This is a genomic window from Arthrobacter sp. QXT-31 (assembly GCF_001969265.1).
Classification (GTDB): Bacteria; Actinomycetota; Actinomycetes; order Actinomycetales; family Micrococcaceae; genus Arthrobacter.
In genome coordinates this window covers 4581334-4594535 of sequence record NZ_CP019304.1, presented here as the reverse complement: position 1 = coordinate 4594535, position 13202 = coordinate 4581334, and the positions used below count along the sequence as shown (strand labels likewise).

Here is a 13202-nt window from a genome sequence, read left to right as displayed (position 1 = left end):
AACCCCGCACCCGCAACTGTTGAACCGCCTTATTCACTTTCCGATGAACACTGCAAGGAGCGCCTTCATGGCCGATGCCCCCGCCAGCCCGAAGAAAGGGAACGGTCCGCAGGCAAAAAACGGACCGTCAAAGGTCACGCTGTACCGCAACGGTTCCGTCTATACAGCGGCCGATCCCTTCGCCTCTGCCGTGCTCGTGGACGGCGACACCATCGCGTGGGTCGGCTCCGAGCAGGCGGCCACCTCGATCGCCGACAGCTCCATGGACATCATCGACCTGCGCGGCGCCCTTGTTGCCCCGGGATTCGTCGATTCCCATGTCCATCTCACGGAAACCGGCATTGCGCTCGACTCGCTGCAGCTGGGCGGTGTGCGGTCGGCACGGGAACTGCTGGACGCCGTCGCGGCATCGGGCGGGAACGGCGCAGTGCTGGGCCATGGCTGGGATGAGTCCCGCTGGGACGATCCCACGCTCCCGGACGCTGGAGAGCTGGACCGGGCCGCCGGGGGACGTCCGGTGTATCTTTCCCGGGTCGATGTGCATTCCGCCCTCGTTTCGCCTTCGCTTGTGGCAAGTGCCGGGCTGGCGGACCTGGACGGCTATGCGCCGGGCCATGTCCGGCGCCAGGCGCACAGTGCCGCGCGGCAGGCCACGCGCCGGCTCCCGGCGGGTGCACTGCAGGAGTACCAGCGGCGCGCACTGGATGAGGCTGCAGCCAACGGGTATGTGGCGCTGGCCGAAATGGGTGCGCCGAAGATCAGCAGCATGGACGACCTGCGGCTGGCCGCCGGGTGGAACGACGCGGCTGGCTCGGGCCCGGTTCCGGAAGTGCTGCCGTACTGGGGACAGCTGACACCGACGGCGGACGAGGCCGCCGCGCTGCTGGCCGAGCTCGGAGTCCGGGTCCGGGGCTTTGCCGGCGATCTGAACATCGACGGATCGATCGGCTCCCGCACCGCGTCCCTGCGCGAACCCTACGCCGACGCCCCCGGCGAGACCGGCACCACGTACCTTTCCGTGTCTGAGGCTGCGGCGCACCTGGCGGCATGCTCAGAACTGGGGATCCAGGGTGGATTCCACGTCATTGGCGACGCCGGCCTCGATGCGGCGCTGCAGGCCCTCGATGAGGCAGCCGCGTTGGTGGGGGAGCAGCGCGTCCGGGCCGCGGGCCACCGGTTCGAGCACGTCGAAATGGCCGACGCCGACGCCATCGCCCGGCTGGCGAAGTATTCGGTGACGGTCAGCGCCCAACCCGCCTTTGACGCCGCCTGGGGCGGCCAGGGCCGGCTCTACGAACAGCGCCTCGGATCCCGCAGCCGGGGCATGAACCCGTTTGCCTCCTTCTATTCGGCCGGCGTCCCCATCTGCTTTGGCAGCGACACCCCGGTGACGCCGCTCCGTCCCTGGTCCAGTGTGCGGGCCTGCCTCGAGCACCACGACGCCGGCCAGCGGATCTCCGCCCGCGCTGCATTCCTCGGGCACACGCGGGCCGGCTGGCGCGCGGCCCGCTACGAGAATCCCATGGCCGGCCAGCTGGTACCCGGCGCACCCGCAACCTTCGCTGTGTGGGAAGTGGATGAGCTTATGGTCCAGGTGGCCGACAACCGGGTCCAGTCGTGGAGCACCGACCCGCGCGCCCGCACGCCGCTGCTGCCTGCACTGGACATAGGCCGGGATCCACGGTGCCTGCAGACGGTACGGAATGGGCTGGAGCTGTTCGCCGCCGAAGCGCTCCGCGGGTAACTTGCAGACGGGCTTAATCCGGCGACACATGGAGCCGCGGACCCGCCACAATGACACTCCGGCAACTGCGGATAACATGCCTCTGACCTGCGGTAATGCATGAACCGGCAGGTCAGGGTGCTGTTGACACGCCCGGGCCAGTCCGTAGCATTGAGCTTCCGGGGGCGGGTCCACAGCGCAGCAGAAAACAGTTCCACCATCCGCGCAGCGCGGCATCAGGAACTGGCCCGTGGCGCATGGACCCGCCCGTGGCGGAGCAGTTCCATCGCGGACAGAAGCGCTTCCCGGTCCCCGTATAATGGAGAGTTGCGCTTTGCGAGTCGGCGTTCCCGCCGGGCTCCGCGCGTGCTGACCGCTCCCATCCAGGAAAGGCCTCCCTGTGCGTGTCCTCACCATCATCCCCACCTACAACGAGCTGGAGTCGCTCCCGAAGACTCTGGGACGCCTGCGCGCCGCGGTGCCGGCTTCTGACGTCCTCGTCGTGGACGACAACAGCCCGGACGGCACCGGAGCGCTGGCGGACAGCATCGCTGCCGGGGACAGCCAGGTCCACGTCCTGCACCGCAAGGGCAAGGAAGGCCTGGGCGCCGCCTACATTGCGGGTTTCAAGTGGGGACTTGATGCCGGGTACGACGTCCTCGTGGAGATGGACGCCGACGGGTCGCACCAGCCGGAACAGCTGCCTTCGCTGCTGGAGGCTGTGGACCAGGGCGCAGACCTGGCCATGGGTTCCCGCTGGGTCAAGGGCGGCAGCGTGGTGAACTGGCCGCTGTACCGCCAGGCGATTTCCCGGACCGGCAGCACCTATGCCCGCATCATGCTCGGCCTCAAGATCAAGGACGTGACCGGCGGCTACCGGGCGTTCCGCCGCACCACGCTGGAGAAGCTCAACCTGGACCAGGTCGACTCCGTGGGCTACGGCTTCCAGGTGGACCTCGCATGGCGCGTTGCCAAGATGGGGCTGAACATCGTGGAGCGGCCCATCACCTTCGTGGAGCGTGAGCTCGGTGCTTCCAAGATGAGCGGCAACATCGTGATTGAAGCAATGGTCAACGTGACAAAGTGGGGGCTGACCGCCCGCTGGCAGAAGCTGACCGGCAAGAGCCCCCGCGACTAGCGGGCTCCCTAAGCCGGCCTATTTAGCCGGCACAGGACGGATACGCAAAAGGCCGGATCCGTTGCAACCACGTGGTGCAACGGATCCGGCCCTTTGCTTAAAGCGCTAGTCAGCAGCGGTGGTCAGGCTGAACGCCGTTCGCCGCGACGCTCGCGCAGGATTGTGAGGCGGTCTTCGAGGATCTGCTCCAGTTCGGGAAGCGAGCGGCGCTCCAGCAGCATGTCCCAGTGGGTGCGGACTGCCTTCTCGCTGCTGGTGTCCGGGCGTTCGCCATCAACGAGCAGCGCTTCCTTGCCGGTCTTGGAAACCCAGACAGGGGGAATTTCGGCTTCGGAGGAAAAGGTTACGAAAACCTGTTCGCCGTCCTCGCACCGGTACTCAACCCGCTGACGCGGAGCCGGCTCCACGCCGGATTCGGTCTCCATGCTTTGGGCGCCAAGACGCATGCCCCGCAGGCTGCGATCGCTCATGATTTCTCCCTCTAATCGGTTCGCGGAGCGGACTCCGCGCTAGTCGGAAACCCCTAAAGAGGTGTCTCCGGACTACGGTGTGGTTCACGTAGCATCACTAGGTGAAACGCTTCGCCAAGCATTGTTGTTCCGCACGGACTGATCCGGCCGGACAAATATCCCATTATACGGATACGGGCAGGGCACAGCAATTTGAGGTGCAGGCACGAAACGCTACGGCTGGGTGCGGGCCGCAGCCTCGCTGCCCTGGCCGCCGTCCGGCCCGGATTCCTGACCCTTGAACAGGTCACCGGAGCGGGGATCAGGGTTGGTTCCGCCCAGGGCGCTGCCAATGCCCTTCAGTGCCTCGCCGACTTCACTCGGGATGATCCACAGCTTGTTGGAGGACCCGTCCGCGAGCTTCGGCAGAGTCTGCAGGTACTGGTACGCCAGCAGCTTCTGGTCGGGGTTGCCCTTGTGGATGGCGTCGAACACCTTCTGGATGGCCTGCGACTCACCGTCGGCACGCAGGATGGCAGCCTTCGCTTCACCCTCGGCTTTGAGGATGGCGGCCTGGCGCTGCCCTTCCGCCGTCAGGATCGCAGACTGCTTGGTTCCCTCTGCGGTCAGGATCGCTGCACGGCGGTCGCGTTCCGCCCTCATCTGCTTCTCCATCGAATCCTGGATGGAGTGCGGCGGGTCGATGGCCTTCAGCTCCACCCGGGAAACACGGATACCCCAGCGGCCGGTGGCCTCATCCAGCACACCGCGCAGCTGGCCGTTGATCTGGTCGCGGGACGTGAGCGCCTCTTCCAGGTTGAGGCCGCCCACCACGTTGCGCAGGGTGGTGGTGGTCAGCTGTTCCACGGCCTGGATGTAGTTGGCGATCTCGTAGGTGGCAGCGCGCGGGTCTGTGACCTGGAAGTACACGACCGTGTCGATCGACACCACGAGGTTGTCCTCGGTGATCACGGGCTGCGGCGGGAAGGACACCACCTGCTCGCGGAGGTCCAGCAGCGGCAGGAGCCGGTCAACAAAGGGGATGAGGAGGGTCAGTCCGGGGTTGAGCGTCCGCTGGTATTTCCCCAGCCGTTCCACGACGCCGGCCCGGGCCTGCGGCACGATCCGTACCGAGCGGACCAGCACGATGATGACGAAAATGATCAGAACCACCATCACAAACGTGAGGGCGACTCCTCCTGGGCTATCCATACTTCTCCTTGTCCCCAACTTTCAGTGAAGCTCTAACCTGGCGAAAGTTCGCCGCAATCTGCCGCTCCGCCGCGGCGGGCGTAGAAACCCGTGAGGGAACCGCCTACTGGACCGCGGTCTCAGCCTGGGGCGAGACAACCGCCGTCGCACCTTCGATGGCCGAGACGATGACGCGCTGGCCTTCGGGCAGGAGCCCGGACTGCGAGCGCGCGCTCCAGATGTCGCCGCCGATCTTCACGCGTCCGCCCGTGGCCGTTACGGCCTCGAGGACGAGAGCTGATTCGCCGATCAGGCGGTCGATGTTGGTGCGCTGTTCGGGCGGCCCTTTGTGCAGGTGCTTGAGGGTCACCGGGCGGACGAAGACGATCATGAGCAGCGAGACGACGCAAAACACCACGATCTGAAGCCACAGGTCCGCGCCGGCAAAGTCGGCGACCACGCCTGCCAGGGCCCCTCCGCCCAGCATGATGAAAAACAGGTCAAGGGTCAGCATCTCCACGGCGGCGAACACCAGGAAGAGGGTGAGCCACAGCGCCCACCAATTTTGGCCAAGCCATTCGAACATCGCGTTCCCCCTTGATCCCGAGGGCTGCGGGGCAGACCCTCAGTAACTTTCTTCCATCGTAGACCGAAGCAGGGGCGCCCGGCAGGGGAATGGCGGGCGGCGGGGGAACGTGGCCAAGCCGTTATAGAGCGGGGATTTCCGAGGGCACGAAGACGCTGATCCGGAACCGTGCGGAGACCCGGGTGACGGGCGGAAGTCCGGCCAGCTTTTCGGTCAGCGCGGCACGGTCCGTGTGGTGGCCGGCCGGGCCCATGAGCGCCAGGTTGGCCACGTCCTCCGGGGAAAGCGACAGGTCCACGTCGATGTCCCGGGTCGACAGCGGTGCAAAGCGGCCGGCAAGCGCCTCGGCCAGGCGTTCGTCCTTGGCCGGATCGATGCCCAGCAGTCCGGCCTGGCTGGCGACCTCGCCGAGGTGGCCGGCACGCGGCGTCACCACGATCAGCCTGCCGGCGGGCTTGAGGACTCGGGCGAACTCGGCAGCGTTGCGCGGCGCGAACACCACGGTGACGACGTCGACGGCGGCGTCGGGCAGGGGCAGCGGCTGCCAGACGTCACCCACCAGGTTGATGGCTTCCGGGTTCAGCCTGGCGGCGCGGCGCAGGGCGAACTTGGAGATGTCCAGCCCGACGGCGGCAAGCCCTTCGCGACTGTCCCGAGCACCGCTGCCGTCCAAATAGTCCAGGATCGCCCGCAGGTAGTGTCCCGTCCCCGTTCCGGAGTCGAGCACCGCGGGGGCGGGGCCCTGCAGGGCCGGCGCCGCGGCCTGCGCCAGGGCGTCGGCCAACGGCCGGTAGTGGCCGGCGTCGAGGAAGGCTGTCCTTGCCGCAACCATCTCCGCCGTATCCGATTCGAAGGCGGTTCCCTTGCCCACCAGCAGGTTGAAATACCCCTGCCGGGCGGCGTCGAAGCTGTGCCGCTCCTGGCATGCTAGCGCCCGGACCCGGCCTGTTCCGCCGTCGTGGACGGGCTGGAGGTCCTGGCGGCAGACGGGGCAAAGGAGGACGGGTAGGCGCGAAAGCATGAGGACAATCCTAGGGCAGGCGTTTTCCGTGCCTTCGTTCCGCGCCATGGCCCGACCCGCTAGGCTCACGTGGGTGAAGCCTGAACATCTGCCGCTGCTCAATTCCGTCTCCGCCCCCGCAGTCCTCCCTGACGGCACCAGGGCCGTTGTGTCCGTTGTCCGGCCTGACTTTGCCGCCGACTCGTATGTTGGCCAGCTGTGGAGTGTGCCGCGGGACCCCGAAAAGCTGCCCCGGCGGATCACCCGGGGCTTCCGTGACACGGCGCCCGCGTTTTCGCCGGACGGGCGGGTGCTGGCTTTCCTCCGCGCCAGCCCGGGCGGCAAGCCCCAGCTCCACGTGGTGGAGGCTGCCGGCGGGGAGCCGCAGGCCCTGACCGACAGAAAGATGGGCGTCAGTTCGTTCGCATGGTCGCCGGATTCCACCCGGATCGTCTTCGCGTCCCGGGAGCCGGAAGACGGCCGCTACGGAACGGTCGACGGTGTGGGCTCCGGCGCCGAGGACGCGCGGCTGATCACGGACTACAAGTACCGGATGAACGGTGTGGGCTACACCCGGGACAAGCCCCTGCAGCTTTTCCTGCTCGACGTGCCCGAACTGGGCCGGGAACCCTGGGTCAAGCCAGTGGGGCGCGGCGCCAGGCGGAACGACAGTGCGGCGGGCAACAACAGCACGGGCGATGACGATACGCGCCGGGACGACGCGGGCAGCGACAACGGCGAGGCCGGCCGCTCTGCAGCGTCAGGCGGGGAATCCGGCGGGTTCCCGGAGGCACGCCAGCTCACGACGGCGGCAACCGACCACACCGGCGCCACCTTCAGCCGCGACGGCACTGCCGTCTACTTCGTGGCTGCCCTCCACGAGGATGCCGACCAGGATCTGGCCACCGGGATCTACCGGGTGAAGGCCGACGGCGGCACGCCGGCTCTGGTGCCGGTCCCCAACCTGGGTGCCCAGACGGTCTCCGACGTCCGTGAGTCGGCCGACGGGCGCTGGCTGTTCTTCACCGGGCAGGACCTGGGCAGCACCCGCCAGGACTTCGTTGCCAAAAACACGGTCCTGTACGCCATGCCCGCCAGCGGCGGCGACGCCACGGCCCTGAGCGATGCCGAGAACATGGACGTTGCAGCGCCCGGCAACACCATCGGCCTCCGCGGCCAGGACAGTGCGCTGGTACTCAACACCGCCCAGGGGACGGTGGAGCTGCTCGAGTTCAGCGCCACCGGGAACCATTCCCTCCTCGTTCACGGTGACAGGGTGGTCGGCGGAGCCGAGGATGGTGCCGGCACGGTGTTCCTCAGCTACAGCGACGCCGCCACGGCAGGGGACGTGGCCGTCCTCGAGGATGGCCAGCTGCGCCTGCTCAGCGACTTCTCCGCCGCGCTGCGGACTGAAGCGGGCATCATCGAACCGCAGGAATTAACGTTCCCGGCCCCTGACGGCTACCCGGTCCACGGCTGGCTGGTGCTGCCGCCGGGGAAGGGTCCGCACCCCGTGTTGCTGAACATCCATGGCGGACCGTTCGCGCAGTACACCACCGCGTTCTTCGATGAGGCGCAGGTCTACGCCTCGGCCGGCTATGCCGTGCTGATGTGCAATCCGCGCGGCTCGGCCGGCTATGGCCAGGCCCATGGACGGAGCATCAAGGAGCGGATGGGCACGGTGGACATGCAGGACGTGCTGGCCTTCCTGGACGGCAGCCTGGAGAAATTCTCCTCCCTCGACGCCGGCGCCCTCGGCATCATGGGCGGCTCCTACGGCGGGTACCTCACGGCGTGGACCATCAGCCAGGACCACCGGTTCCGGGCAGCCATCGTGGAGCGGGGTTTCCTGGATCCCGTGAGCTTCACGGGCTCGTCGGACATCGGCTGGTTCTTCGGCGGTGAGTATGTCGGCTCAGCAGCGGACCAAGTGGCCGCGCAAAGCCCGATGGCCACGGTCGCCGCGGTCCGGACGCCCACGCTGGTCATCCACAGCGAGGATGACCTCCGTTGCCCGGTGGAACAGGGCCAGCGCTACTTCACGGCGCTCAAGCAGCAGGGCGTCGACTCTTCGTTCCTCGTGTTCCCCGGTGAGGACCACGAGCTGTCGCGCACCGGGACGCCGCATCACCGGCGGCAGCGGTTCGAACACATCCTGGCCTGGTGGGCAAAGTACCTGCCGACGGACAGCAACAGAGGTGAATCCAGCTAGCCCGCAGAATCCGGTGCAGCTTCCCGGCCGGTCTCCACGTATGCCCCTGCGCCGGACGGGAAGCCAAGCTCCCGGCTGGCGGTGCCGATGCCCGGTTCGGCCCAGCGCGCAGCGTATTCGCTGTTGGTGCTGAGTGAGCGGAGCTCGGCGCGGTCGATGTAGAGCCGGCCGTGGAGGTGGTCGGTCTCGTGCTGGACGATCCGCGCCTGCCAGCCGCTGAAGTCCCTGGTGACCTGTCCGCCGTCGGGCGTTACATACTCCAGCCGCACGCTTTCGGCACGCTCGACCACGGCCTGCAAGCCGGACAGTGACAGGCAGCCTTCGAAGAAGGCGGCCGTGCCGGCGCCCACGGGGGAGTAGGACGGATTCAGCATGGCGAAGAACTCCAGCGGTGCCCGGCCCCTTGCCGCTGCAACGGCGTCGTCGATCTCAAACTGGTCCTCGAGGACGGCCAGCTGCAGCGGAACGCCCAGCTGCGGAGCCGCCAGGCCGACGCCGGGAGCGGCATGCATGACCTTCCTCATCAGGACAATCAGCTGGCTGAGCTCCGCGGACTCCAGCTGGCCCTCAAAGGGAGCGGCGTGCTGCCTGAGGACGGGGTGGCCGGCCTGCACAATAGGCGGCAGGGAGTCCGAGGCCAGCAGTTCCTGCACGGTTTCCCGGATGCGGGCGGGGCTGTAGGACGTAGGCGGGGATGCGTGGACCATGGGGACAGCCTAATGCCGTATCCCACGGTGCTGTGCAGCAGCGTGTCCCGGACAGCGGGCTACTGCATGGTGAAGCGGCGCGCCACCAGGGCATTGAAGGCCGGGATGGCTGCGGCCCGGGCGATCGCCGCGTTCCGGGGGCGCAGCAGAACATTGGGCAGCGGCCGGCCCAGCGCCATGTTCACCTCGGCCTGGCGCCTGGCGGTGGCTGCCGCGCGGCGCCGTGCGGCGTCGAATTGCCGGAGGGCTGCAATGGCGGGCTGACCGCGCACAATGTCGAGGAGAACCGGCAGCAGCGCTTCGGCGTCCAGCCAGCCGAGGTTCATTCCCTGTCCGCCGATGGGGCTGATCTCATGCGCGGCATCACCGATAAGCGCGGTCCGGCCGGAGACCATGCGCGCGGCCAGCCGGGAGCGGACGCTGAAGCCGCTGAGCATGGTGTTGGCACCGGCGTCCAGCGCCGTCCGGGTCCGGCGGGCGACGAGTCCGGCCAGCTGTTCTGCGTCGGGGCTGGCCGGAGGCTTCCCCAGCCGGACCACCCAGCGGCGGACACTGCCGGGAAGCGGAAAGGACTCCACGATGCCTTCGCTTTCCAGGAAGAGTGCGGCGTCGTGGCCGAAGGGACTTGATTCGGGGAAGTCGCCCATCAGGTAGTGGTCCGGGTACAGTTTCTCCGGCGCTGCGACGCGCAGCAGGGTCCGCACTGTCGAGTAGGCGCCGTCGGCGCCCACGACGAAAGCGGCGGTGCAGCTGGCAGCACCCGCGGCAGTGGTGACGCTGAGGGTGACCCGGCCGCCGTCGTCGTGCATTCCTGTCACGCGGGCGTTCCGGAGCAGCGCCTCGCTGTCCAGCTCCCGGAGCCGCCGCTCCAGCACCTCCTCCGTCACGGGCTGGGGCACGGCGAGGACGTAGGGATACGTATCGGAAACGGCAGCGAACGGCATGCGGGCGATCCTCCGGCCGTTGTTCACCGCGAATCCCTGGCGGATCGGGATGCCCCGGCCGATCAGCTCCTGGGCAACGCCGATGCGCTCCAGGGCGGCGAGGGCCGGCGGATGGATGCCGATGGCCCTGGTGTGCGCGTTCCGTCCGGCCCGCTTTTCCAGGACCCGCACCGCGACCCCCTGCTGCAGGAGCAGCGAGCCGAGGAAGAGGCCAACCGGGCCCCCGCCCACAATCAGCACGTCGGTCATGCCCGGCCCTGCCCGTAGGTATCGTGCCGCCGGTAGCTGAGCAGGCAGTGGAAGGGGGCGTGCGGCTCCACGGTCCAGCCGGCGGGGACGACGGCGGCCAGTTCAGTAACGGTATAACTGCGCCTGATCGAGGTCAGCCCGTCCCCGCGGATGTAGGAGCCGGTGAGCGGCAGCGCGCCGGCACTGAACAGCGCATAGGCGGCCGCACTGCGCCGCAGGTCGTTGTGAAGGGCCAGCCGGCGTGCGAGCCCGGCAGAATCGTCCAGGAAGGACTGCAGCTCCGGCGCGGTCAGGTGGTGCAGCACGTGGTTCGAAATGACGACGTCGTACTGCCGGCCTTCGGCGAGCAGGTCGCCGCTGCTGGCCTGCCTGAACTTTACGCCCGGAACCGGTTTGCGGCGGGCGGCGAAGCGGTAGGCCCTGGCGTCCGGGTCAATCCCGGTCACGTGAAGCGGGATCCTGTCCCTGGCCGCCCAGCGGGCGATCATCACGGCGAGGTCGCCGCCGCCGCAGCCGACGTCCAGCAGCGCGGCCTCGCCGGAGCTAGTGAGCTGCGGCCGCACCCTGGTCCGGTACAGCCGGTGCCAGCCGGCCACCACGCGGTTGACCAGGCCAAACTGCTCATAGGTGCGCCGCAGCCGGTCCGGGTCGCAGTCCGGCCGGTCCATGTCCTCCACGGCTGCCGTGTCCCGCCCGCCAAGAAAACCGGGGCCAAGGATGCCGGCCTCGGGTCCGCCGCCCGGGATCCTCACCGGCGTCAGGCCAGGGACGGCTCGGCCTCGCCGGCGACGGCATCGGGTTCATCCGCCGGCTGCGCCACCTTCGTGAACAGGCCGGTTTCCACGGTCAGCCCGGGTCCGAAGGCCATGGAGCAGATGCGTTCGTCCCCCTCCCGCAGCGGAAGAATCAGGATGTGCTTGAGGACGAAGAGCACCGTGGCGCTGCTCATGTTGCCGTAGTTCCGCAGCGTTTCGCGCGCCGGCAGCAGCTGCTCGTCCGTGAGGTCCAGCCGGGACTGCACCTTGTCCAGGATGCTGCGGCCGCCAGGGTGGATGGCCCAGTGCGTGATGTCGCGGTAGGGGAGTTCCCGCAGCGAGGGGTCGCGTGCCAGCAGCGGCTCGAGGGCGCCCACGATGTGTTCATCGATGATGTGCGGCACGTAGTTGCCGAGCACCATTTCAAAGCCCTCATCGCCGATGTTCCAGGCCATTGAATCCTCGCCCACGGGCGTCAGGACGGTCTCGAAGTGGTCCAGCTGGAGCAGCGGCGGATTCGGCAGGTCATTGCGGGCCGTCACCACGGCCGCCGCGGCGCCGTCCGCAAACAAGGCAGATCCCATGATCGTGTCCGGGTCGTTGGAGGTGCGCACGTGCAGGGAACAGAGCTCGGCGCACACAACCAGAACGACCGCCGTCGGATCTGCCTCACAGAAGGATTTCGCCGCGCGCAGCGCGGGAAAGGCGGCGTAACAGCCCATGAAACCGAGATGGTAGCGCTGCACCGCGGGGTTAAGGCCCAGGGCGCGGACGATCTTGTAATCCGGCCCGGGGTTGAAGAAACCGGTGCAGGAGACCGTGACGAGGTGGGTGATGTCCAGCCGATCAATGCCGTCGCACTTGGAAACCGCCGCGTCCGCCGCCTCGATAAAGAGCTTCGTTGCCTCCTCTACGAAGAGGTTGTTGCGGGCCTTGGTGCTGGGGCTCCGCAGCAGGCCGGTCTGCGGATCGAAGAACTGCGGATCTTCGGCGTCGGAGTCCAGGGTCAGCTCGCGCACCGCGGTGTACCGGGTATCGATGGCCGCGGAATCGAAGCAGGTGGTCACGAGCCGGGAGCCAAGGCGGGTCAGCCCGGGCTGGGCGGCGAACACGTCACGGGCCTCGTGCTGGATGAGCAGAGTCGGAGGAACTGCAGTTTCAAGAGCTCTCACATAGACCGTCATTCGTTCATTCTTAACGAGGGCGGACGGTTAAGACAATGGATTGGACTGGACAACTCCGGCGGGAGGTAGCACCATCTCGACTGTGACCAGCAAGCCCGCCGAAACACAGCGCCTGGAGGATCTGGCGCGCCTTCGCCGTGTCCGTGACCGCATCGACCGGGAGTACGCCCGGCCACTGGACGTGGAGGCGCTTGCCCGCGGCGTGAACATTTCGGCCGGGCACCTTAGCCGCCAGTTCCGGGAAGCGTACGGCGAGTCGCCGTATTCCTACCTGATGACGCGGCGCATTGAACGGGCAATGGCGCTGCTGCGGCGCGGCGACCTCAGCGTCACGGAGGTGTGCTTCGCCGTCGGCTGTTCCTCGCTGGGCACGTTCAGCACGCGCTTCACCGAGCTGGTCGGCATGCCACCCAGTGCATACCGGACGCAGGCGGCGGGGGAGACGGCGGGAATGCCCCCGTGCGTGGTGAAACAGGTCAGCAGACCGGTCAGGAATCGAGAAGCGGTCCTGCCCGGCCGTCCCTAGACTGATCGGCATGAACCTCACCATTCACTACACTTTCCTTCCCCATAACGACGCCGACGCCTCCCTGGCGTTCTACCGCGACACCCTCGGTTTTGAGCTCCGAAATGACGTGGGGTACGGCGGGATGCGCTGGCTCACCATGGGTCCGCCCGACCAGCCCGGCACCTCCGTGGTCCTGGAACCGCCGGCTGCCGATCCCGGTATCACCGAGGACGAGCGGCGCACCATCACCGAGATGATGGCCAAGGGCACCTACGCGCGCCTGGTCCTCGGCACCCCGGACCTGGACGGCACCTTCGACAAGGTGCAGGCCAGCGGCGCCGAGGTGGTCCAGGAGCCCACTGACCAGCCCTACGGCGTCCGCGACTGCGCCTTCCGCGATCCGGCAGGCAACCTGATCCGCATCAACGAGGTCCGCTAGGAGTTGCTGTTGCCGCCGCCGGGCGAAGGAACAAGAATCAGACATGGTGCGGCCCGGCGGCCTTCGCCCGATTTCCGCGGCCTGCCATCCGCCTGACAGCTGCTATCCGCCTAACAG

General features: G+C 67.8%; 13 protein-coding genes. 5 read left to right on the top strand and 8 right to left on the bottom strand.

What is annotated here, in order from left to right:
• Nucleotides 1-67: 67 nt before the first annotated feature.
• Entirely contained in the window at nucleotides 68-1744 is a 1677-nt protein-coding gene (locus BWQ92_RS20995) for an amidohydrolase (RefSeq protein WP_236783019.1), read from the top strand.
• A gap of 379 nt (nucleotides 1745-2123) precedes the next feature.
• A complete protein-coding gene (locus tag BWQ92_RS20990) occupies nucleotides 2124-2861 on the top strand; it encodes a polyprenol monophosphomannose synthase (protein ID WP_076802915.1) in 738 nt (245 codons plus the stop codon).
• Nucleotides 2862-2983: 122 nt separating this feature from the next.
• Here BWQ92_RS20990 and BWQ92_RS20985 read toward each other — a convergent pair whose 3' ends face one another.
• The 4 genes from BWQ92_RS20985 to BWQ92_RS20970 all read right to left on the bottom strand — a co-directional run bounded on the left by BWQ92_RS20985 (nucleotide 2984) and on the right by BWQ92_RS20970 (nucleotide 6108).
• Nucleotides 2984-3331 carry an RNA polymerase-binding protein RbpA gene (locus BWQ92_RS20985; protein WP_076802913.1) on the bottom strand — a complete coding sequence of 116 codons (348 nt, stop codon included), beginning with the start codon at nucleotides 3329-3331 and terminating at the stop codon, nucleotides 2984-2986.
• 213 nt (nucleotides 3332-3544) lie between these two features.
• Nucleotides 3545-4522, bottom strand: a complete 978-nt coding sequence (locus BWQ92_RS20980; RefSeq protein ID WP_076802911.1) for an SPFH domain-containing protein — start codon at nucleotides 4520-4522, stop codon at nucleotides 3545-3547.
• Between the two features lie 103 nt (nucleotides 4523-4625).
• Nucleotides 4626-5087 carry an NfeD family protein gene (locus BWQ92_RS20975; RefSeq protein WP_076802909.1) on the bottom strand — a complete coding sequence of 154 codons (462 nt, stop codon included), beginning with the start codon at nucleotides 5085-5087 and terminating at the stop codon, nucleotides 4626-4628.
• 121 nt (nucleotides 5088-5208) lie between these two features.
• Entirely contained in the window at nucleotides 5209-6108 is a 900-nt protein-coding gene (locus tag BWQ92_RS20970) for a putative RNA methyltransferase (RefSeq protein ID WP_076802907.1), read from the bottom strand.
• 73 nt (nucleotides 6109-6181) lie between these two features.
• Between BWQ92_RS20970 and BWQ92_RS20965 the strand changes: the two genes are divergently transcribed.
• On the top strand, nucleotides 6182-8299 hold the full coding sequence (locus tag BWQ92_RS20965; RefSeq protein ID WP_076802905.1) for a S9 family peptidase: 2118 nt from the start codon (nucleotides 6182-6184) through the stop codon (nucleotides 8297-8299).
• On the opposite strand, the gene BWQ92_RS20960 is transcribed toward BWQ92_RS20965, so the two are convergent.
• The 4 genes from BWQ92_RS20960 to BWQ92_RS20945 are packed head-to-tail and all read right to left on the bottom strand — an operon-like array spanning nucleotide 8296 to nucleotide 12138.
• On the bottom strand, nucleotides 8296-9006 hold the full coding sequence (locus BWQ92_RS20960) for a peptide deformylase (RefSeq protein WP_076802903.1): 711 nt from the start codon (nucleotides 9004-9006) through the stop codon (nucleotides 8296-8298). The two genes, BWQ92_RS20965 and BWQ92_RS20960, sit on opposite strands and share 4 nt — an antisense overlap.
• Before the next feature lie 59 nt (nucleotides 9007-9065).
• Nucleotides 9066-10199, bottom strand: a complete 1134-nt coding sequence (locus BWQ92_RS20955) for an FAD-dependent oxidoreductase (RefSeq protein ID WP_076802901.1) — start codon at nucleotides 10197-10199, stop codon at nucleotides 9066-9068.
• The gene (locus tag BWQ92_RS20950; protein WP_257787655.1) at nucleotides 10196-10951 is read right to left on the bottom strand and encodes a class I SAM-dependent methyltransferase; all 756 of its coding nucleotides are present in this window, start codon (nucleotides 10949-10951) and stop codon (nucleotides 10196-10198) included. The genes BWQ92_RS20955 and BWQ92_RS20950 overlap by 4 nt, the downstream gene beginning before the upstream one ends.
• 5 nt (nucleotides 10952-10956) lie before the next feature.
• On the bottom strand, nucleotides 10957-12138 hold the full coding sequence (locus BWQ92_RS20945; protein ID WP_076802899.1) for a type III polyketide synthase: 1182 nt from the start codon (nucleotides 12136-12138) through the stop codon (nucleotides 10957-10959).
• An 82-nt stretch (nucleotides 12139-12220) separates the two neighbouring features.
• Here BWQ92_RS20945 and BWQ92_RS20940 point away from each other — a divergent pair, with 82 nt between their 5' ends.
• Together BWQ92_RS20940 and BWQ92_RS20935 are read left to right on the top strand one after the other, a co-directional pair.
• Nucleotides 12221-12664, top strand: coding sequence for a helix-turn-helix transcriptional regulator (locus BWQ92_RS20940; RefSeq protein WP_076802897.1), 444 nt, complete (start codon nucleotides 12221-12223; stop codon nucleotides 12662-12664).
• Between the two features lie 10 nt (nucleotides 12665-12674).
• The gene (locus tag BWQ92_RS20935) at nucleotides 12675-13085 is read left to right on the top strand and encodes a VOC family protein (RefSeq protein ID WP_076802896.1); all 411 of its coding nucleotides are present in this window, start codon (nucleotides 12675-12677) and stop codon (nucleotides 13083-13085) included.
• The last annotated feature ends 117 nt before the right edge of the window (nucleotides 13086-13202 follow it).

Excerpts from the sequence above, each read along its gene's own strand:
- BWQ92_RS20960 (WP_076802903.1), bottom strand. The coding sequence starts at position 9,006 with ATGGTCCACGCATCCCCGCCTACGTCCTACAGCCCCGCCCGCATCCGG.
- BWQ92_RS20935 (WP_076802896.1), top strand. The coding sequence starts at position 12,675 with ATGAACCTCACCATTCACTACACTTTCCTTCCCCATAACGACGCCGAC.
- BWQ92_RS20970 (WP_076802907.1), bottom strand. The coding sequence starts at position 6,108 with ATGCTTTCGCGCCTACCCGTCCTCCTTTGCCCCGTCTGCCGCCAGGAC.
- BWQ92_RS20985 (WP_076802913.1), bottom strand. The coding sequence starts at position 3,331 with ATGAGCGATCGCAGCCTGCGGGGCATGCGTCTTGGCGCCCAAAGCATG.
- BWQ92_RS20955 (WP_076802901.1), bottom strand. The coding sequence starts at position 10,199 with ATGACCGACGTGCTGATTGTGGGCGGGGGCCCGGTTGGCCTCTTCCTC.
- BWQ92_RS20975 (WP_076802909.1), bottom strand. The coding sequence starts at position 5,087 with ATGTTCGAATGGCTTGGCCAAAATTGGTGGGCGCTGTGGCTCACCCTC.
- BWQ92_RS20945 (WP_076802899.1), bottom strand. The coding sequence starts at position 12,138 with ATGACGGTCTATGTGAGAGCTCTTGAAACTGCAGTTCCTCCGACTCTG.
- BWQ92_RS20980 (WP_076802911.1), bottom strand. The coding sequence starts at position 4,522 with ATGGATAGCCCAGGAGGAGTCGCCCTCACGTTTGTGATGGTGGTTCTG.
- BWQ92_RS20995 (WP_236783019.1), top strand. The coding sequence starts at position 68 with ATGGCCGATGCCCCCGCCAGCCCGAAGAAAGGGAACGGTCCGCAGGCA.